General features: G+C 60.1%; 17 protein-coding genes. 15 read left to right on the top strand and 2 right to left on the bottom strand.

From position 1 onward, the window contains the following. Positions 1–10: 10 nt before the first annotated feature. Positions 11–379, bottom strand: coding sequence for an ATP-dependent Clp protease adapter ClpS (gene clpS, locus NL123_RS12080; protein WP_005789091.1), 369 nt, complete (start codon positions 377–379; stop codon positions 11–13). A 225-nt stretch (positions 380–604) separates the two neighbouring features. On the opposite strand from clpS, the gene cspD reads away from it, so the two are divergent. After that, positions 605–865: a cold shock domain-containing protein CspD gene (cspD, locus tag NL123_RS12075; protein WP_494357847.1), complete on the top strand. Its 261-nt coding sequence runs from the start codon at positions 605–607 to the stop codon at positions 863–865. A gap of 77 nt (positions 866–942) precedes the next feature. On the opposite strand, the gene icd is transcribed toward cspD, so the two are convergent. Next, positions 943–2,199 carry an NADP-dependent isocitrate dehydrogenase gene (icd, locus tag NL123_RS12070; RefSeq protein WP_494357846.1) on the bottom strand — a complete coding sequence of 419 codons (1,257 nt, stop codon included), beginning with the start codon at positions 2,197–2,199 and terminating at the stop codon, positions 943–945. Between the two features lie 493 nt (positions 2,200–2,692). Here icd and NL123_RS12065 point away from each other — a divergent pair, with 493 nt between their 5' ends. From NL123_RS12065 to nuoF, 14 genes are all read left to right on the top strand, one after another. Beyond that, on the top strand, positions 2,693–4,918 hold the full coding sequence (locus NL123_RS12065; protein ID WP_248482307.1) for an NADP-dependent isocitrate dehydrogenase: 2,226 nt from the start codon (positions 2,693–2,695) through the stop codon (positions 4,916–4,918). A gap of 226 nt (positions 4,919–5,144) precedes the next feature. Next, complete coding sequence (locus NL123_RS12060; protein WP_248482308.1) at positions 5,145–5,591, top strand: NUDIX hydrolase; 447 nt, start codon at positions 5,145–5,147, stop codon at positions 5,589–5,591. Positions 5,592–5,650: 59 nt separating this feature from the next. Then, the gene (mnmA, locus tag NL123_RS12055; RefSeq protein WP_179028556.1) at positions 5,651–6,775 is read left to right on the top strand and encodes a tRNA 2-thiouridine(34) synthase MnmA; all 1,125 of its coding nucleotides are present in this window, start codon (positions 5,651–5,653) and stop codon (positions 6,773–6,775) included. Beyond that, positions 6,772–7,395, top strand: a complete 624-nt coding sequence (gene hflD / locus NL123_RS12050) for a high frequency lysogenization protein HflD (RefSeq protein ID WP_058425015.1) — start codon at positions 6,772–6,774, stop codon at positions 7,393–7,395. Before mnmA ends, hflD begins: the two co-directional genes overlap by 4 nt. 125 nt (positions 7,396–7,520) lie before the next feature. Then, the gene (purB, locus tag NL123_RS12045) at positions 7,521–8,891 is read left to right on the top strand and encodes an adenylosuccinate lyase (RefSeq protein WP_248482310.1); all 1,371 of its coding nucleotides are present in this window, start codon (positions 7,521–7,523) and stop codon (positions 8,889–8,891) included. An 84-nt stretch (positions 8,892–8,975) separates the two neighbouring features. Continuing rightward, positions 8,976–10,142: a ribosomal protein uL16 3-hydroxylase gene (locus NL123_RS12040; RefSeq protein WP_494357845.1), complete on the top strand. Its 1,167-nt coding sequence runs from the start codon at positions 8,976–8,978 to the stop codon at positions 10,140–10,142. Continuing rightward, positions 10,135–10,557: a GNAT family N-acetyltransferase gene (locus tag NL123_RS12035; protein ID WP_058425017.1), complete on the top strand. Its 423-nt coding sequence runs from the start codon at positions 10,135–10,137 to the stop codon at positions 10,555–10,557. The genes NL123_RS12040 and NL123_RS12035 overlap by 8 nt, the downstream gene beginning before the upstream one ends. A 246-nt stretch (positions 10,558–10,803) precedes the next feature. Next, positions 10,804–11,541 carry a secretin N-terminal domain-containing protein gene (locus NL123_RS12030; RefSeq protein ID WP_248482314.1) on the top strand — a complete coding sequence of 246 codons (738 nt, stop codon included), beginning with the start codon at positions 10,804–10,806 and terminating at the stop codon, positions 11,539–11,541. A 490-nt stretch (positions 11,542–12,031) separates the two neighbouring features. After that, complete coding sequence (gene aceA / locus NL123_RS12025) at positions 12,032–13,357, top strand: isocitrate lyase (RefSeq protein WP_494357844.1); 1,326 nt, start codon at positions 12,032–12,034, stop codon at positions 13,355–13,357. Between the two features lie 502 nt (positions 13,358–13,859). Then, on the top strand, positions 13,860–14,273 hold the full coding sequence (locus NL123_RS12020; protein WP_003219575.1) for an NADH-quinone oxidoreductase subunit A: 414 nt from the start codon (positions 13,860–13,862) through the stop codon (positions 14,271–14,273). Positions 14,274–14,283: 10 nt separating this feature from the next. Continuing rightward, positions 14,284–14,958 carry a NuoB/complex I 20 kDa subunit family protein gene (locus tag NL123_RS12015; RefSeq protein WP_003174719.1) on the top strand — a complete coding sequence of 225 codons (675 nt, stop codon included), beginning with the start codon at positions 14,284–14,286 and terminating at the stop codon, positions 14,956–14,958. A 72-nt stretch (positions 14,959–15,030) separates the two neighbouring features. Further along, positions 15,031–16,815 (top strand): NADH-quinone oxidoreductase subunit C/D, encoded by a 1,785-nt coding sequence (nuoC, locus tag NL123_RS12010; RefSeq protein ID WP_033896875.1) that lies wholly within the window; start codon positions 15,031–15,033, stop codon positions 16,813–16,815. A gap of 2 nt (positions 16,816–16,817) precedes the next feature. After that, complete coding sequence (gene nuoE / locus NL123_RS12005; protein ID WP_003174721.1) at positions 16,818–17,315, top strand: NADH-quinone oxidoreductase subunit NuoE; 498 nt, start codon at positions 16,818–16,820, stop codon at positions 17,313–17,315. After that, positions 17,312–18,667 (top strand): NADH-quinone oxidoreductase subunit NuoF, encoded by a 1,356-nt coding sequence (nuoF, locus tag NL123_RS12000; protein WP_003174722.1) that lies wholly within the window; start codon positions 17,312–17,314, stop codon positions 18,665–18,667. Before nuoE ends, nuoF begins: the two co-directional genes overlap by 4 nt. Positions 18,668–18,788: the final 121 nt, after the last annotated feature.

Below are 18,788 nucleotides of genomic sequence, written 5' to 3'. Positions count from 1 at the left end.
GTGGTCGGCGTTAACCGTCCTTCTCGATTTCACAGAGTAGCGGATGCTGGCTTTCCCTGGCGTACTGGTTGACCTGCATGGCCTTTGTCTCGGCGATGTCGCGGGTAAACACTCCACATACTGCCCGTCCTTCTGTGTGAACGGCCAGCATTACCTTGGTCGCCAACTCGCGGTTCAGGTTAAAAAACACCTCGAGTACTTCGACCACGAAATCCATCGGTGTGTAGTCATCATTGAACAAAACCACCTTGTACATCGGCGGCGCCTGTAGAGCAGGCTTGGCCTCCTGAACAGCAATGCCTGCAGAACCGTCGTCATCATGTTCCTGATCCGGTCGATCCTGATTGAATGTTAGTCGAATCTGGCTGTTTGCATGCATGGAAAGAAAGGTTCGTCAGTGGTTCAAATACAGTGGTGGGGGCGACCTGTCAGATTTTCAACTACTGACCGACTGGTCGCCTTGACTATCGGCGAAACGGTGTTACAACCAATAGAACCCACAGTGGGTAAAAAAGGTCCGCGCAGTCAACCTTATTTATTCGGGTTAGGACGGATAAACTGGATGATACTCCAGTGATGGAGTCTGGTGCAGAGGGATATGGGCATGGCAAGCGGTAAGGTCAAGTGGTTCAACAATGCCAAAGGTTACGGCTTCATTAATGAAGACGGCAAGGATGAAGACCTTTTTGCGCATTACTCAGCGATCCAAATGGACGGGTATAAAACGCTGAAAGCGGGGCAGCCGGTCTCCTTTGACATTATTCAGGGGCCCAAAGGCAAGCACGCAGTCGCAATCAGTGCGCCAGTCACCATCGGCACAGCAAAAGACGGCGTCGCTCAAAAACCAAAAGAGCAACTGGCCTGATCGGCCACCGAGCAAGCGCCTAATAAAAAACCGGCCATTCCGTTTACGGTATGGCCGGTTTTTTTATTGCCAATCGCTTACATATGCGAGATCAGCGCATCACCAAAGCCCGACGACGACACCAGCTTCGCACCCTCCATCAGACGCTCGAAGTCATAAGTCACGGTCTTGGCCGAAATCGCACCATTGGTGCCCTTGATGATCAAGTCAGCCGCCTCGACCCAGCCCATGTGACGCAACATCATTTCCGCCGACAAAATCAACGAACCCGGGTTGACCTGGTCCTTGCCCGCATACTTGGGCGCAGTACCGTGGGTCGCCTCGAACATCGCCACGGTATCCGACAGGTTGGCGCCCGGCGCAATACCAATACCGCCCACTTCCGCCGCCAGGGCATCAGACAGGTAGTCGCCGTTCAGGTTGAGGGTCGCGATCACGTCATATTCAGCCGGACGCAGCAGGATCTGCTGGAGCATGGCGTCGGCAATCGCATCCTTGACCACCACGTTCTTGCCGGTCTTCGGATTCTTGAACTGCATCCAAGGGCCGCCGTCGAGCAGCGTGGCGCCAAATTCTTGCGCCGCCACCTCATAGGCCCATTCCTTGAAGGCACCTTCGGTGAACTTCATGATGTTGCCTTTGTGCACGATGGTCAGCGAATCGCGGTCGTTATCCACTACATATTGCAGGGCTTTACGCGCCAGGCGCTTGGTGCCCTCCTTCGAGACCGGCTTCACGCCAATCCCGCAATCCTGGTCGAAACGGATCTTGGTCACGCCCATTTCTTCCTTGAGGAACTTGATCACCTTGATCGCTTCGGGCGAACCGGCCTTCCACTCGATCCCGGCATAAATGTCTTCGGAGTTTTCCCGGAAGATGGTCATGTCCACGTCGCCGGGCTTCTTGACCGGGCTGGGCACGCCTTCGAACCAGCGCACCGGGCGCAGGCACACATACAGGTCGAGTTGTTGGCGCAGGGCCACGTTCAGCGAACGGATGCCGCCCCCCACCGGGGTGGTCAGCGGGCCTTTGATGGAAACCACGTAATCCTTGACCGCATCCAGGGTTTCCTGGGGCAGCCAGGTGTCCTGGTCGTAGACTTGAGTCGCTTTCTCGCCGGCAAAAACCTCCATCCACGAGATCTTGCGCTTGCCGCCGTAGGCCTTTTCAACAGCTGCGTCGACTACCTTGATCATCACCGGGCTGATGTCGACGCCGATACCGTCACCCTCGATGTAGGGGATGATCGGTTGGTCAGGAACATTGAGAGAATGGTCTGCATTGACGGTGATTTTGTCGCCGACTGCCGGAACCTGAATCTTCTTGTATCCCATGCTGAACTCCATCTATGGATTGAACATCTGGCTGCGTTCGAGCCTACTCCAGATAAATGGCGACTGAAACCTCGCGCCATGCTCATTTGCTTCGAAAACAGCATAATTTGTCGCCTACAAGCCTGAAAGAAAAGGCAAAATCGCCAATCTTGAGCACATCGTGCGACTTTGGTCGCAATCGCGCACCTGCGACCTTTAGACCAATGGACGACACACCTTTTGTATGAAGGCTCGGCGTAAGCATAGCGACCTATGTATAATGCCGCCGCTGACCAAAGAGTCACGACGGCGGACCGCTCTAGAACAAAGCCTTCCGCTACAAAGCAGGACTATTACAATAGTCCACCCGCTTGACGCTCGACTGATGCAACCCAACATCACCGCGAAGAAACCTCGACATTTCGCTCATGGATGACTTTGAACGAACGCGCTCCACCCGGCGCATCTCGAGTTTCTGCGCACGCTTTCAGCAAAGAAGAGAGTTAATCCGAATATGCCCACCCGCTCGAAGATCATCTACACCTTCACCGACGAAGCCCCGGCCCTCGCCACCTATTCACTGCTGCCTATCGTAGAGGCCTTCACCGCTTCCGCTGATATTGCCGTGGAAACCCGCGACATCTCCCTCGCCGCGCGCATCCTCGCAAGCTTCCCCGAGCAACTGGGCGCCAAGGCTATCCCGGACCACCTCGCCGAACTGGGCGACCTGGCCGTTACGCCTGAAGCCAACATCATCAAGCTGCCTAACATCAGCGCCTCGACTCCGCAGCTGCAAGCCGCGATCAAGGAACTGCAGGCCCAGGGCTACGCCCTGCCGGACTACCCGGAAACCGTAACCACCGACGCGGAAAAAGAAACCCGTGCACGTTACGACAAGGTCAAGGGCAGCGCCGTGAACCCGGTACTGCGCGAAGGCAACTCCGACCGCCGCGCACCGCTGTCGGTCAAGAACTACGCACGCAAGCACCCGCACAAAATGGGCGCCTGGGCTGCCGACTCCAAGTCGCACATCGCCCACATGAGCAACGGCGACTTCTACGGCAGCGAAAAAGCCGTACAGATCGAAGGCGCTGATGCTGTCAAAATCGAGCTGATCGCCCAGGACGGCACCGCCACCGTCCTGAAGGAAAAGACCTCGGTACAGGCAGGCGAAATCATCGACACCGCCGTGCTGAGCAAGAAGGCCCTGCGCGCATTCATCGCCGCTGAGATCGAAGACGCCAAGAAACAAGGCGTGCTGCTGTCGGTTCACCTGAAAGCCACCATGATGAAGGTCTCCGACCCGATCATGTTCGGCCAGATCGTTGCCGAGTTCTATAAAGACGCCCTGGCCAAGCACGCCACCGTGCTGGAACAGATCGGCTTCAACCTGAACAACGGTATCGGCGACCTGTACGCGCGCATCAAGGCCCTGCCGGCCGAGCAGCAAGCACAGATCGAAGCCGACATCGCAGCGGTCTACGCCGCTCGCCCCGCCCTGGCGATGGTCAACTCCGACAAAGGCATCACCAACCTGCACGTGCCGAGCGACGTGATCGTCGACGCCTCGATGCCAGCCATGATCCGTGACTCCGGCAAGATGTGGGGCACCGATGGTCAGCTGCACGACACCAAGGCGGTGATCCCGGATCGCTGCTACGCCACCATCTACCAGGCTGTCATCGAAGACTGCAAAGCCAATGGCGCCTTCGACCCAACCACCATGGGCAGCGTGCCGAACGTTGGCCTGATGGCGAAGAAAGCCGAAGAGTACGGCTCCCACGACAAGACCTTCCAGATCAAGGCTGACGGCGTAGTCCGCGTCACCGACAGCAAGGGCAACCTGCTGATGGAACAGAACGTCGAAGCCGGCGACATCTTCCGCATGTGCCAGACCAAAGACGCGCCGATCCAGGACTGGGTCAAACTGGCCGTCAACCGTGCCCGCGCCAGCAACACCCCGGCCATCTTCTGGCTGGACCCACAGCGCGCACACGACGGCGTCGTGGTCGAGAAGGTTCAGGCTTACCTGAAAGACCACAACACCGAAGGCCTGGACATCCGCATCATGTCGCCGGTCGACGCGATGAAGTTCACCCTGGAGCGCACCCGCAAGGGCCTGGACACCATCTCGGTGACCGGCAACGTACTGCGCGACTACCTGACCGACCTGTTCCCCATCATGGAACTGGGCACCAGCGCCAAGATGCTGTCGATCGTGCCGCTGATGAACGGCGGTGGCCTGTTCGAAACCGGCGCCGGCGGTTCGGCACCGAAACACGTGCAGCAACTGGTTGAAGAGAACTTCCTGCGCTGGGATTCCCTGGGCGAGTTCCTGGCCCTGGCCGCCTCCCTTGAGCATTTGGGTGTGACGTACAACAACCCGAAAGCCCTGGTCCTGTCCAAGACCCTGGACCAGGCCACCGGCCAGTTCCTCGACAACAACAAGTCGCCATCGCGCAAAGTCGGCAACATCGACAACCGCGGCAGCCACTTCTACCTGGCGCTGTACTGGGCTCAAGCCCTGGCCGCCCAGACCGAAGACACTGCACTGCAAGCGCAGTTCGGCGAACTGGCCAAGACCCTGACCGCGAACGAGGCAACCATCGTTGCCGAGCTCAACGCCGTCCAGGGCAAGCCAGTGGACATCGGCGGCTACTACGCGCCGAACCCGGAACTGACCAGCAAGGCCATGCGCCCAAGCAACACCCTCAATGCGGCGATTGCCAAGTTGAAGTAAGGTTGTAAGGATGTAAAGAAGCCCCGGCCCCGTGCCGGGGTTTCTGTTTAATGTGCTTTCTTGCTGAAAAAACCCAATCAAACTGTGGGAGGGGGCTTGCCCCCCGATAGCAGTAGGTCAGGCACAGATAGTTCAACTGACACTCCCTCATCGGGGGCAAGCCCCCTCCCACACTGACTATTATCCTGTTTCAGGACTGCACCGCATCTTAAATCCAGAGGCAACCATGACCTGGCAACCCCACATCACCGTCGCCACCATCGTCGAAGACAACGGCAAGTTCCTGATGGTCGAAGAGCTCAAGGGCGGCCGCGCCGTGCTCAACCAGCCTGCCGGCCACCTCGACCCAGACGAGACCCTGACCGAGGCCGCCGTACGCGAGACCCTCGAAGAAACCGGCTGGGACGTCGAAGCCATCGGCATCGTCGGCATCTACCTGTACACCGCCCCCAGCAACGGCGTGACCTACCAACGGGTCTGCTTCATCGCCAAGGCCCTGAAACACCACCCGGACTATCAACTCGACGAAGGCATCCTCCGCGCCCGCTGGCTGAGCCGTGACGAGCTGATGAGCGTGCGCGACGACTGGCGCAGCGAGCTGATCATCCGCTGTATCGATGATTATCTGGCCGGCCACTGCCACAGTCTCGAATTGATCCGCCCTTCTCTTTAGCCTTGAAGGCCCGAGCCTGATAGAATCGCGTCCTTTTTCAAGACACCCGTTGAAACCCTATGCGTGATCCAGCCCCTTCTGACACACAAAAGAAGCGCGTCATCGTCGGCATGTCCGGCGGCGTGGATTCTTCCGTTTCCGCCGTTCTGCTCATGGAGCAGGGTTATGAGGTGGAAGGCCTGTTCATGAAGAACTGGGAAGAAGACGATGGAACGGAATACTGCACCGCCATGGACGACCTGGCGGATGCCCAGGCCGTGTGCGACAAGATTGGCATCAAGCTGCACACCGCCAACTTCGCCGCCGAGTACTGGGACAACGTGTTCGAGCACTTCCTGGCCGAATACAAGGCCGGCCGCACACCGAACCCGGACATCCTGTGCAACCGCGAGATCAAGTTCAAGGCGTTCCTCGACTACGCCATGATGCTCGGTGCCGACCTGATTGCCACTGGCCACTACGTGCGCCGCCGCGACATTGATGGCCGCACCGAACTGCTCAAGGGCCTGGACCCAAACAAGGACCAGAGCTACTTCCTGCACGCCGTCGGCGGCGAACAGATCGCCAAGACCCTGTTCCCGGTAGGCGAGTTGGAAAAACCCGAAGTGCGCAGAATCGCCGAGAAACACGGCCTGGCCACCGCCAAGAAAAAGGATTCCACCGGGATCTGCTTTATCGGTGAGCGCCGCTTCAGCGACTTCCTCAAGCAATACCTGCCGGCACAACCGGGCGAGATCCACACCACCGAAGGCGAGGTCATCGGCCGTCACCATGGTCTGATGTACCACACTATCGGCCAGCGCCAGGGCCTCGGCATCGGCGGCTTGAAAGACGCCGGTGAAGAGCCGTGGTACGTGCTGGTCAAGGACCTGGAAAACAATGTGCTGATCGTCGGCCAGGGCAACGAACACCCACTGCTGTTCTCCGGCGCCTTGCTCGCTTCGGAAATCTACTGGGTCAACCCGATCGACCTGAGCACCCCACGCCGCCTGACCGCCAAAGTGCGCTATCGCCAAAGCGACCAGCCATGCACCCTGGAAAAAACCGCCACCGGCTACCGCGCCACCTTTGATGACCCGCAACGCGCGGTCACCCCTGGCCAGTCCGTGGTGTTCTACGATGGCGAAATCTGCCTGGGCGGCGGCGTGATTGAAATCGCCGAAGCCTGGAGCCAGAAGGCATGAGCCCGACCCAGGAGCAATTGACGGCACTGGGCGGGGTGTTCCTCGCCGCGGTATTGGTGGACAAGATCGCCAAGACCGGCCAGGTCACCGAAGCCGGCCTGACCTGCATGCTCGGCAGCCTGCTGATCCGCGACCCCAAGGACACTCTGGAAGTCTACGGTGGCGACGACCTGGCGCTGCGTGAAGGTTACCGCGCACTGATCGGCGCCCTGGAGCGCGACCCCAGCACCCTGCAGCGCGAGCCGCTGCGCTATGCCCTGTCGATGCTCGGCCTGGAGCGCCAACTGGCCAAGCGCGAGGACATGCTGGAGGTCATCGGCAAACGCCTGCCGCAGATCCAGTCTCAGGTGGAACACTTCGGGCCGGCCCACGAGAACGTAATCGCCGCCTGTGGCGCGTTGTACCAGGACACCTTGAGCACCTTGCGCCAGCGCATCCAGGTGCACGGCGACATGCGCAACCTGCAACAACCGAACAACGCCTCGAAAATCCGCGCCCTGCTGCTGGCCGGTATTCGTTCGGCGCGGTTGTGGCGCCAGTTGGGCGGCCATCGTTGGCAGCTGGTGATCAGCCGTCGCAAATTGCTCAAAGAGCTTTACCCGTTGATGCGCAACGAATAAGTCGCAGCAGCAGGCCATTTTCAAGCCGTTACGCGTAATACGCCGGTCAGTTGGCAACGGACCGGCGGATTTTTTCATGTATGATACGCGCCCCATTTCGTTGCCCGACTGTCCGAGAACACCCCATGCAGCTCTCTTCGCTCACTGCGGTTTCCCCTGTAGACGGCCGCTACGCCGGCAAAACCCAGGCCCTGCGCCCTATTTTCAGCGAATACGGCCTGATCCGTGCTCGTGTACTGGTTGAAGTGCGCTGGCTCCAGCGCCTGGCCGCTCACCCCGCCATCAGCGAAGTGCCGGCGTTTTCCGCCGAAGCCAACGCTGTGCTCAACACCCTGGCGGAAAACTTCTCCCTGGAGCACGCCGAGCGTGTGAAAGAGATCGAGCGCACCACCAACCACGACGTCAAGGCCATCGAATACCTGCTCAAAGAGCAAGCGGCCAAGCTGCCGGAACTGGCCCAGGTCAGCGAATTCATCCACTTTGCCTGCACCAGCGAGGACATCAACAACCTGTCCCACGCCCTGATGCTGCGCGAAGGCCGTGATGACGTGATGCTGCCGCTGATGCGCCAGACCGCCAACGCCATCCGCGAACTGGCGATCCGCTTCGCCAACGTGCCGATGCTGTCGCGCACCCACGGCCAGCCGGCGTCGCCGACCACCCTGGGCAAAGAACTCGCCAACGTGGTGTACCGCCTGGAGCGCCAGATCGCTCAAGTCGCCGCCGTACCGCTGCTGGGCAAGATCAACGGCGCCGTGGGCAACTACAACGCCCACCTGTCGGCCTACCCTGAGATCGATTGGGAAGCCAACGCCCGTGCTTTCATCGAAGATGAGCTGGGCCTGGGCTTCAACCCGTACACCACGCAGATCGAACCGCACGACTATATCGCCGAGTTGTTCGACGCCATTGCGCGCTTCAACACCATCCTGATCGACTTCGATCGCGATATCTGGGGCTACATCTCCCTGGGCTATTTCAAGCAGCGCACCATTGCCGGTGAAATCGGTTCGTCGACCATGCCGCACAAGGTCAACCCGATCGACTTCGAAAACTCCGAAGGCAACCTCGGCATCGCCAACGCCCTGTTCCAGCACCTGGCCAGCAAGTTGCCGATCTCCCGCTGGCAGCGCGACCTGACCGACTCCACCGTACTGCGCAACCTCGGCGTAGGCTTCGCTCACAGCGTGATCGCGTACGAGGCCAGCCTCAAAGGCATCAGCAAGCTGGAGCTTAACGAGCAGAAGATCGCCGCTGACCTGGACGCGTGCTGGGAAGTCCTGGCCGAGCCAATCCAGACCGTGATGCGCCGCTACAACATCGAAAACCCATACGAGAAGCTCAAAGAGTTGACGCGCGGCAAGGGCATCAGCCCTGAAGCGCTGCAGACTTTCATCGACGGCCTGGACATGCCAGCCGCCGCCAAGGCCGAGCTGAAACTGCTCACCCCGGCCAACTACATCGGTAACGCTGTAGAGCAAGCCAAGCGCATCTGATCATCGCAAGACCCTTTGAGACGCCCGGCCGCGCCGGGCGTTTTTATTCCAGTCTGAAAAGTGCTTTTTTTCAATAGGTTACACATGAATCCTGATATCCCTCTTCAACTTCTGGGCGGCATCACGGCACGGGAATTCCTGCGCGACTACTGGCAGAAAAAACCGCTGCTGATCCGCCAGGCCATTCCTGATTTCGAAAACCCGATCGACGCCGACGAACTGGCCGGCCTGGCGCTGGAAGAAGAAGTCGAGTCGCGCCTGGTGATCGAGCACGGCGAGCGCCCCTGGGAACTGCGCCGCGGCCCGTTCGCCGAAGACGCCTTCAGCACCCTGCCCGAGCGCGAGTGGACCCTGCTGGTACAGGCCGTCGACCAGTTCGTGCCGGAAGTGGCCGGGTTGCTGGAGCAGTTCCGCTTCCTGCCGAGCTGGCGCATCGACGATGTGATGATCAGCTTCGCCGCACCGGGCGGCAGCGTTGGCCCGCACTTCGACAACTACGACGTGTTCCTGCTGCAAGCCCAGGGCAAGCGCAACTGGAAGATCGGCCAGATGTGCAGCTCCGAAAGCCCGCTGTTGCAGCACGCCGACCTGCGCATCCTCGCCGAATTCGAAGAAAGCGCCGAGTGGGTCCTGGAACCGGGCGACATGCTCTATCTGCCACCACGCCTGGCGCACTTCGGTATTGCCGAAGACGACTGCATGACCTATTCCGTGGGCTTCCGTGCACCGAGCGCGGCCGAAGTGCTGACCCACTTCACCGACTTCCTCAGCCAGTACCTGACCGACGAAGAGCGCTACACCGACGCTGACGCCCAGCCGGTCAGCGACCCGCACCAGATCCAGAGCGACGCGCTGGACCGCCTCAAGAGCCTGCTGGCCGAGCACATGAGCGACGAGCGCATGCTGCTGACCTGGTTCGGCCAGTTCATGACCGAACCGCGCTACCCAGAACTGGTGGCCGGCGAAGAGTTGGGCGAAGACGACTTCATCAGCAGCCTGCAAGATGGCGCCATCCTGGTACGCAACCCAAGCGCGCGCCTGGCCTGGTCCGAAGTGGACGACGATGTATTGCTGTTCGCCAGTGGCCAGAGCCGTTACCTGCCAGGCAAACTGCGTGAGCTGCTCAAGCTGGTGTGCTCGGCCGATGCGCTGCACAGCGAGAACCTGGGCGAATGGCTGGCGGACGAAGACGGCCGCGATCTGCTGTGCGAATTGGTCAAGCAAGGAAGCCTGGGATTTGCCGATGAATAGGATTCACGTAAGTGTCGCGGACTGGCAAAAGGATATCGCCGAGATTCGGCGCATTCGTGAAGCGGTGTTTATCGCTGAACAATCGGTTCCACCGGAGCTGGAGTGGGACGCGGACGACGCCGGCGCAGTGCATTTCCTTGCATTCGAAGGTGATTTTCCGATCGGCACCGCGCGCCTGCTGCCCAGCGGCGAGATCGGACGCGTGTCGGTCCTCAAGGACTGGCGCGGGCTGAAGGTCGGCGACAAGCTGATGGAAGCGGTGATTGGCGTGGCCGAAAAACGTGGCCAGGCCAAGCAGTTCCTGAGTGCACAAGTGTATGCGGCGCCGTTCTATGAGCGACTGGGCTTCAAGATCGTCAGCGACGAATTCCTGGAAGTCGGGATTCCGCATGTGGATATGGTGCGCGAGGGCTGATTCGAGACCGCGTCGCTGCCATCGGGGGCAAGTCGAATCGTCGCACCGCCCCTCCCACATTTTGACCGAGTAAGTCCTTTGGAATGCGGTCAAGTGTGGGAGGGGGCTTGCCCCCGATAGCCATTTCAGCAACACCAACAATGCCCTGCCATGCCAGGGCATTTTGCCGTCTAGGATTCAACTTGCACCCGGCCAGGCCGACAAACTGGCACTATCAAGCCTAAATGACTCGCAGAGATAACGGACATGTCCCTACGCACCCTGCTCACCGCCCTCCTGTTAGCCACCAGCGTCACGGCCATGGCCGACACCGAAGTGGTCAACCTGAGCAACCGTACCAGCGCAGACCTGCTGCCCGTGGCGCAGAACTTCATCGGCAAGGACGGCACCGTCAGCGCTTATGGCAACCAGCTGATCGTGAAGGCCGACCCCGGCAAGATCCAGGACCTGCGCGCCTTGCTGTCTCAGCTGGACACTCCGGCCAAACGCCTGCTGATCACCGTCGACACCAACGAAAACAACCAGCAGAACACCGGTGACAGCCAGACGCGCATCATCAGCTACGGCACCACCAGCCGCGACGGCGGTACGCAGCAGATCCAGGCCAGCGAAGGCGTGCCTGCGCTGATCCAGGTCGGCCAGAGCGTACCGCTGACCACCACCCAGCAAGATAGCTACGGCCGCCTGCAAAATCAGACCCAGTATCGCAACGTGACCCAGGGCTTCTATGTGACCGCGAGCGTCACCGGCGAGACCGTGCACCTGGCGATCAGCACCAATCGTGACCGCATGAGCCAGGAGCGTCCCGATGTAGTGAACGTACAGAGTACCGACACAACCATCAGTGGGCGCCTAGGCGAGTGGATCACCCTGTCCGGCATCAATCGCGAGACCCAGGCTGATAAATCCTCTACAACCCGCAGCTACTCTACTCAGGGCCGTGATGACCTGACGGTGCGGGTCAAGGTCGACACCCTGAACTGAAGCACCAAAAACTGACTGATGAGTCGTATTAGACTAAAGATGTAGTGCTTGAAAAAAAGCACTACAAAACATTTGACGATCCAAAAAAGCCTGGGCATGATGGCCTCGCTCCCGCTAATCAGGGGCCCTGGCAAGGGCCTTCGGATCGCGCTCCAAGCTACCCACCTGAGCCGATTCGTGTCTGTACCGCCCACAAGGCGTGTTTGACGAGGTTGCGACTGGAACGAAGTTGTCCCGAGGGACGGAAGCTAACCAGGTAACCCGGCTACACGCTGTTGAACACCCGAGGGCCCACGACGCCCGAAGACTGTTCTCGGCCCGCCTGTACCTGCCCGACCCTCTCGCCACTCGTTCATCCCGTCGCATTCCCCGCCAGACCCGACATGACCGCCTAAGCTTCTGGTCAGCGAGCAGCCCTGCCCACGCACTTGAATGCAGGGCTGGCAAATGGATTTTTCCACCACACGAAGACGCGACGAGGTTTACTTCCATGGCACTGACACGCGAACAGCAAATTGCAGCCCTCGAGAAAGACTGGGCTGAAAACCCACGCTGGAAAGGCGTGACCCGCGCTTATTCCGCTGCTGACGTCGTCCGCCTGCGTGGCTCGGTTCAACCTGAGCACACCTTTGCAAAACTCGGCGCCGAGAAGCTGTGGAAGCTGGTTACCCAAGGGGCCAAGCCTTCCTTCCGTCCCGACAAAGATTTCGTCAACTGCATGGGCGCCCTCACTGGCGGCCAGGCAGTCCAGCAGGTGAAAGCCGGTATCCAGGCGATCTACCTGTCCGGCTGGCAAGTGGCGGCGGACAACAACTCCGCCGAATCCATGTACCCCGACCAATCGCTGTACCCGGTGGACTCGGTGCCGACCGTGGTCAAGCGCATCAACAACTCGTTCCGTCGTGCCGACCAGATCCAGTGGAAAGCCGGCAAGAACCCGGGCGATGACGGCTACATCGACTACTTCGCGCCGATCGTGGCCGACGCCGAAGCCGGTTTCGGCGGCGTACTCAACGCCTACGAGCTGATGAAGAGCATGATCGAGGCAGGCGCTGCCGGCGTGCACTTCGAAGACCAACTGGCTTCCGTGAAGAAATGCGGCCACATGGGCGGCAAGGTCCTGGTTCCAACCCAGGAAGCTGTACAGAAGCTGACCGCTGCCCGCCTGGCCGCTGACGTTGCCGGCACGCCAACCATCATCCTGGCGCGTACCGATGCCAACGCGGCTGACTTGCTGACTTCGGACTGCGACCCGTATGACCAGCCCTTCGTGACTGGCGAGCGCACCCAGGAAGGCTTCTACAAGGTACGTGCCGGTCTCGACCAGGCCATCGCCCGCGGCCTGGCCTACGCCCCATACGCCGACCTGATCTGGTGTGAAACCGCCAAGCCGGACCTGGACGAAGCCCGTCGTTTCGCCGAGGCGATCAAGAAGGAATACCCGGACCAACTGCTGTCCTACAACTGCTCGCCGTCCTTCAACTGGAAGAAGAACCTGGACGACGCGACCATCGCCAAGTTCCAGCGCGAACTGTCCGCCATGGGCTACAAGCACCAGTTCATCACCCTGGCCGGCATCCACAACATGTGGCACAGCATGTTCAACCTGGCGCACGACTACGCCCGCAACGACATGACCGCCTACGTGAAGCTGCAGGAGCAGGAGTTCGCTGACGCCGCCAAGGGTTACACCTTCGTGGCTCACCAGCAGGAAGTGGGCACCGGCTACTTCGACGACATGACCACCGTGATCCAGGGCGGCACCTCGTCCGTGACCGCGCTGACCGGCTCGACCGAAGAAGAGCAGTTCCACTGATCGACTGAGTACACGGCCACTGCGGCCCCAAGGAAGACCTAACCGCAGTGCCGCACAAAGATCACGCCCCGACCTGTTCGGGGCGTTTTTTTGGCAAAACATTGATCCAGAGCGGTATTGGCACGAATAAAATCGGTTAAAAGATCCCCGTCGGCAACTAAGCGGTATTCAACCAAGTAACAGCAACTTCCCTCGCCCCACCACACACACCCGCTTAAAATCCGCACAAACAATATTCATTATCATTTAGCGCATGAAAACTTCGTTACCGGTTAAACAAAACACATTTGATTAAATGCCCGCTAATGCCCGCCACATAAGGGCTGCAGCCCCAAGAAGGTGCACTATGTGCTTATTCCACCGAATAATTTCGCCATAGGAATTTTACTTGCCCGGTGTTTAGCCATAAAATCACCGCGATTGATTGCAGTGCGACATATCGTCACTGCATCGTTACTTTTTCGAGCTCAGAGACCTTTGCTCTCTGTTAAGGATTTCCAGCATGACCGAAGCGACAGGACTCATGGCCCACAACTGGGGCTTTGCCATTTTCCTCCTCGGTGTTGTCGGCCTCTGCGCCTTCATGCTCGGTGTTTCCAGCCTCCTCGGGTCAAAAGCCTGGGGCCGCAGCAAAAATGAACCGTTCGAGTCCGGCATGCTGCCTACAGGTGGCGCCCGCTTGCGGCTCTCAGCCAAATTCTATCTGGTCGCGATGTTGTTCGTGATCTTCGATATCGAAGCCCTCTTTCTCTTTGCCTGGTCTGTGTCCGTCCGCGAAAGCGGCTGGACCGGATTCGTCGAAGCCCTCGTTTTCATAGCAATTCTGTTGGCAGGCCTTGTCTACCTATTCCGAGTGGGCGCCCTTGACTGGGCTCCGGAAGCTCGTCGTAAGCGGCAAGCGAAGCTGAAACAATGAGGCTTTGGCGATGCAATACAATCTCACCAGGATCGACCCGGATGCTCCTAACGAGCAGTACCCCATCGGCGAACGGGAAACCGTTTCCGACCCGTTAGAAGACCAAGTCCACAAAAACATCTACATGGGCAAGCTGGAAGACGTGCTGAGTGGCGCGGTCAACTGGGGGCGTAAAAACTCCCTGTGGCCGTACAACTTCGGTCTTTCGTGCTGCTACGTGGAAATGACCACCGCCTTCACGGCGCCCCACGACATCGCGCGCTTTGGCGCCGAAGTTATCCGGGCCTCGCCGCGCCAGGCGGATTTCATGGTTATCGCCGGTACCTGCTTCATCAAGATGGCGCCGATCATCCAGCGTCTCTACGAGCAAATGCTCGAGCCGAAGTGGGTTATCTCCATGGGTTCGTGCGCCAACTCCGGTGGCATGTACGACATCTATTCCGTCGTTCAAGGGGTGGACAAGTTCCTGCCCGTGGACGTCTACGTGCCTGGCTGCCCGCCTCGCCCTGAAGCGTTCCTGCAAGGCTTGATGCTGTTGCAGGAATCGATCGGCAAGGAGCGTCGTCCGCTTTCCTGGGTCGTCGGTGATCAAGGCGTGTACCGCGCCGAGATGCCGTCGCAAAAGGAACAGCGCCGCGAACAGCGAATCGCAGTCACAAACCTGCGCAGCCCCGACGAAGTCTGATCCAGCACCGCTTCTTTTATAGAACGAACACCTGGCTTCATTCTTTACGTTGACCGAAAGCGATAAAAAACCATGACTACAGGCAGTGCTCTGTACATCCCGCCTTATAAGGCAGACGACCAGGATGTGGTCGTCGAACTCAATAACCGTTTTGGCCCTGACGCCTTCACCGCCCAGGCCACGCGCACCGGTATGCCGGTGCTGTGGGTGGCGCGTGCCAAGCTCGTCGAAGTCCTGACCTTCCTGCGCAACCTGCCCAAGCCGTACGTCATGCTCTATGACCTGCATGGCGTGGACGAGCGTCTGCGCACCAAGCGCCAGGGGCTGCCGAGCGGCGCCGATTTCACCGTGTTCTACCACCTGATGTCGCTGGAACGTAACAGCGACGTGATGATCAAGGTCGCCCTGTCGGAAAGCGATCTGAGCATCCCGACCGTGACCGGTATCTGGCCGAACGCCAGCTGGTACGAGCGCGAAGTCTGGGACATGTTCGGCATCGACTTCCCGGGTCACCCGCACCTGACGCGCATCATGATGCCGCCGACCTGGGAAGGTCACCCGCTGCGCAAGGACTTCCCGGCTCGCGCCACCGAATTCGACCCGTTCAGCCTCAACCTCGCCAAGCAGCAGCTTGAAGAAGAGGCTGCGCGCTTCCGTCCGGAAGACTGGGGCATGAAGCGCTCCGGCACCAACGAGGACTACATGTTCCTCAACCTGGGCCCGAACCACCCTTCGGCCCACGGTGCCTTCCGTATCATCCTGCAACTGGACGGTGAAGAAATCGTCGACTGCGTGCCGGACATCGGCTACCACCACCGTGGTGCCGAGAAAATGGCCGAGCGTCAGTCGTGGCACAGCTTCATCCCGTATACCGACCGTATCGACTACCTCGGCGGCGTGATGAACAACCTGCCGTACGTGCTTTCGGTCGAGAAGCTGGCCGGCATCAAGGTGCCGGACCGCGTCGACACCATCCGCATCATGATGGCCGAGTTCTTCCGGATCACCAGCCACCTGCTGTTCCTGGGTACCTATATCCAGGACGTCGGCGCCATGACCCCGGTGTTCTTCACCTTCACCGACCGTCAGCGTGCCTACAAGGTCATCGAAGCCATCACCGGTTTCCGCCTGCACCCGGCCTGGTACCGCATCGGCGGCGTGGCCCACGACCTGCCGAATGGCTGGGAACGCCTGGTCAAGGAGTTCATCGACTGGATGCCCAAGCGTCTGGACGAGTACCAAAAGGCGGCGCTGGATAACAGCATCCTCAAGGGTCGTACCATCGGCGTCGCGCAGTACAACACCAAGGAAGCCCTGGAATGGGGCGTCACCGGTGCCGGCCTGCGCTCCACCGGCTGCGATTTCGACCTGCGTAAAGCGCGCCCGTACTCCGGCTACGAGAACTTCGAATTCGAAGTCCCGCTGGCGGCCAATGGCGATGCCTACGACCGCTGCATCGTGCGCGTCGAAGAAATGCGCCAGAGCCTGAAGATCATCGAGCAATGCATGCGCAACATGCCGGCCGGCCCGTACAAGGCGGATCACCCGCTGACCACGCCGCCGCCGAAAGAGCGCACGCTGCAGCACATCGAAACCCTGATCACGCACTTCCTGCAGGTTTCGTGGGGCCCGGTGATGCCGGCCAACGAGTCCTTCCAGATGATCGAAGCGACCAAGGGTATCAACAGTTATTACCTGACGAGCGATGGCGGCACCATGAGCTACCGCACCCGGATCCGTACCCCGAGCTTCGCCCACTTGCAGCAGATCCCTTCGGTGATCAAAGGCGAGATGGTCGCGGACTTGATTGCGTACCTGGGTAGTATCGATTTCGTTATGGCCGACGTGGACCGCTAAGCATGAACAGCACGCTTATCCAGACAGACCGTTTCACCTTGAGTGAAACCGAGCGCTCGGCCATCGAGCACGAGCTGCATCACTACGAAGACCCGCGCGCGGCGTCGATCGAAGCCTTGAAGATCGTCCAGAAGGAACGTGGCTGGGTGCCGGACGGCGCCCTCTACGCCATCGGCGAGATCCTCGGCATTCCCGCCAGCGACGTTGAAGGGGTGGCGACGTTCTACAGCCAGATCTTCCGCCAGCCGGTGGGCCGCCACATCATTCGCGTGTGCGACAGCATGGTTTGCTACATCGGCGGCCACGAATCCGTGGTCAGCGAGATCCAGAACAAGCTGGGCATCGGCCTCGGCCAGACCACTCCGGACGGCCGCTTCACGCTGCTGCCAGTGTGCTGCCTGGGCAACTGCGACAAGGCGCCGGCGTTGATGATCGACGACGACACATTCGGTGACGTGCAGCCTGCTGGCGTGACCCAATTGCTCGAGGGCTACCCATGACCCTGACTTCTTTCGGCCCGGCCAACCTGATCAAGCGTTCGCCCGAGACCCACCCGCTGACCTGGCGCCTGCGTGACGATGCCGAGCCGGTATGGCTCGACGAATACCAGGCCAAGAACGGTTACGCCGCTGCGCGCAAAGCCTTCGCCGACATGGCCCAGGACGATATCGTCCAGACCGTGAAAGACGCCGGCCTCAAGGGCCGCGGCGGTGCAGGCTTCCCCACGGGCGTGAAGTGGGGCCTGATGCCCAAGGACGAATCCATCAACATCCGCTACCTGCTGTGCAACGCGGATGAAATGGAGCCGAACACCTGGAAAGACCGCATGCTGATGGAGCAACTGCCCCATCTGCTGATCGAAGGCATGCTGATCAGCGCCCGCGCGCTGAAAACCTACCGGGGCTACATCTTCCTGCGTGGCGAATACACCACCGCCGCCAAGCACCTCAACCGTGCCGTGGAAGAAGCCAAGGCCGCCGGCCTGTTGGGCAAGAACATCCTCGGTTCGGGTTTTGACTTCGAACTGTTCGTGCACACCGGCGCCGGGCGTTATATCTGCGGTGAAGAAACCGCACTGATCAACTCCCTCGAAGGCCGCCGCGCCAACCCGCGCTCCAAGCCGCCCTTCCCTGCCGCCGTGGGCGTGTGGGGCAAGCCGACCTGCGTGAACAACGTCGAGACGCTGTGCAACGTGCCGGCGATCATCGCCGACGGCGTGGACTGGTACAAATCGTTGGCCCGCGAAGGCAGCGAAGACATGGGCACCAAGCTCATGGGCTTCTCCGGCAAGGTCAAGAACCCGGGCCTGTGGGAGCTGCCGTTCGGCGTGACCGCACGCGAGCTGTTCGAGGACTACGCCGGCGGCATGCGCGACGGCTATACCTTGAAAGCCTGGCAGCCAGGCGGCGCCGGTACCGGTTTCCTGTTGCCCGAGCACCTCGACGCACAGATGTATGCCGGCGGCATCGGCAAGGTGGGCACCCGGATGGGTACCGGCCTGGCGATGGCGGTGGACAACACGGTGAACATGGTGTCCTTGCTGCGCAACATGGAGCAGTTCTTCGCCCGCGAATCCTGCGGCTTCTGCACCCCATGCCGCGACGGCCTGCCATGGAGCGTGAAGCTGCTGATGGCCCTGGAAAATGGCGAAGGCCGCGAGGGTGATATCGAAACCCTGCTGGGCCTGGTCGGCTTCCTCGGCCCAGGCAAGACCTTCTGTGCTCACGCACCGGGCGCCGTGGAGCCATTGGGCAGCGCCATCAAATACTTCCGCTCGGAGTTCGAAGCCGGCATCGCGCCCACCAGCGCCGCCGTCCCGCCTCTGGCAAGGCCGATCGTAGTCGGCGCGTAACGCTTTAAAAGGCGAAGGGTCCGTGCCCTTCGCTTTCTCATGGGCTGACGCCGTAAAGGCTGTGTTGAGGCCCATGAATAACAAGATTCCATTAGCCACGCCCGCTGACAACGGGCCAACG

The organism is Pseudomonas sp. FBCC-B1565 (assembly GCF_059133265.1).
Note: the sequence above shows the minus strand (reverse complement) of the source record. Positions and strands in the feature narration are given on the sequence as shown.

Coding starts and splice junctions, on each gene's coding strand:
- clpS (WP_005789091.1), bottom strand. CDS start 379: ATGCATGCAAACAGCCAGATTCGACTAACATTCAATCAGGATCGACCG.
- cspD (WP_494357847.1), top strand. CDS start 605: ATGGCAAGCGGTAAGGTCAAGTGGTTCAACAATGCCAAAGGTTACGGC.
- icd (WP_494357846.1), bottom strand. CDS start 2,199: ATGGGATACAAGAAGATTCAGGTTCCGGCAGTCGGCGACAAAATCACC.
- NL123_RS12065 (WP_248482307.1), top strand. CDS start 2,693: ATGCCCACCCGCTCGAAGATCATCTACACCTTCACCGACGAAGCCCCG.
- NL123_RS12060 (WP_248482308.1), top strand. CDS start 5,145: ATGACCTGGCAACCCCACATCACCGTCGCCACCATCGTCGAAGACAAC.
- mnmA (WP_179028556.1), top strand. CDS start 5,651: ATGCGTGATCCAGCCCCTTCTGACACACAAAAGAAGCGCGTCATCGTC.
- hflD (WP_058425015.1), top strand. CDS start 6,772: ATGAGCCCGACCCAGGAGCAATTGACGGCACTGGGCGGGGTGTTCCTC.
- purB (WP_248482310.1), top strand. CDS start 7,521: ATGCAGCTCTCTTCGCTCACTGCGGTTTCCCCTGTAGACGGCCGCTAC.
- NL123_RS12040 (WP_494357845.1), top strand. CDS start 8,976: ATGAATCCTGATATCCCTCTTCAACTTCTGGGCGGCATCACGGCACGG.
- NL123_RS12035 (WP_058425017.1), top strand. CDS start 10,135: ATGAATAGGATTCACGTAAGTGTCGCGGACTGGCAAAAGGATATCGCC.
- NL123_RS12030 (WP_248482314.1), top strand. CDS start 10,804: ATGTCCCTACGCACCCTGCTCACCGCCCTCCTGTTAGCCACCAGCGTC.
- aceA (WP_494357844.1), top strand. CDS start 12,032: ATGGCACTGACACGCGAACAGCAAATTGCAGCCCTCGAGAAAGACTGG.
- NL123_RS12020 (WP_003219575.1), top strand. CDS start 13,860: ATGACCGAAGCGACAGGACTCATGGCCCACAACTGGGGCTTTGCCATT.
- NL123_RS12015 (WP_003174719.1), top strand. CDS start 14,284: ATGCAATACAATCTCACCAGGATCGACCCGGATGCTCCTAACGAGCAG.
- nuoC (WP_033896875.1), top strand. CDS start 15,031: ATGACTACAGGCAGTGCTCTGTACATCCCGCCTTATAAGGCAGACGAC.
- nuoE (WP_003174721.1), top strand. CDS start 16,818: ATGAACAGCACGCTTATCCAGACAGACCGTTTCACCTTGAGTGAAACC.
- nuoF (WP_003174722.1), top strand. CDS start 17,312: ATGACCCTGACTTCTTTCGGCCCGGCCAACCTGATCAAGCGTTCGCCC.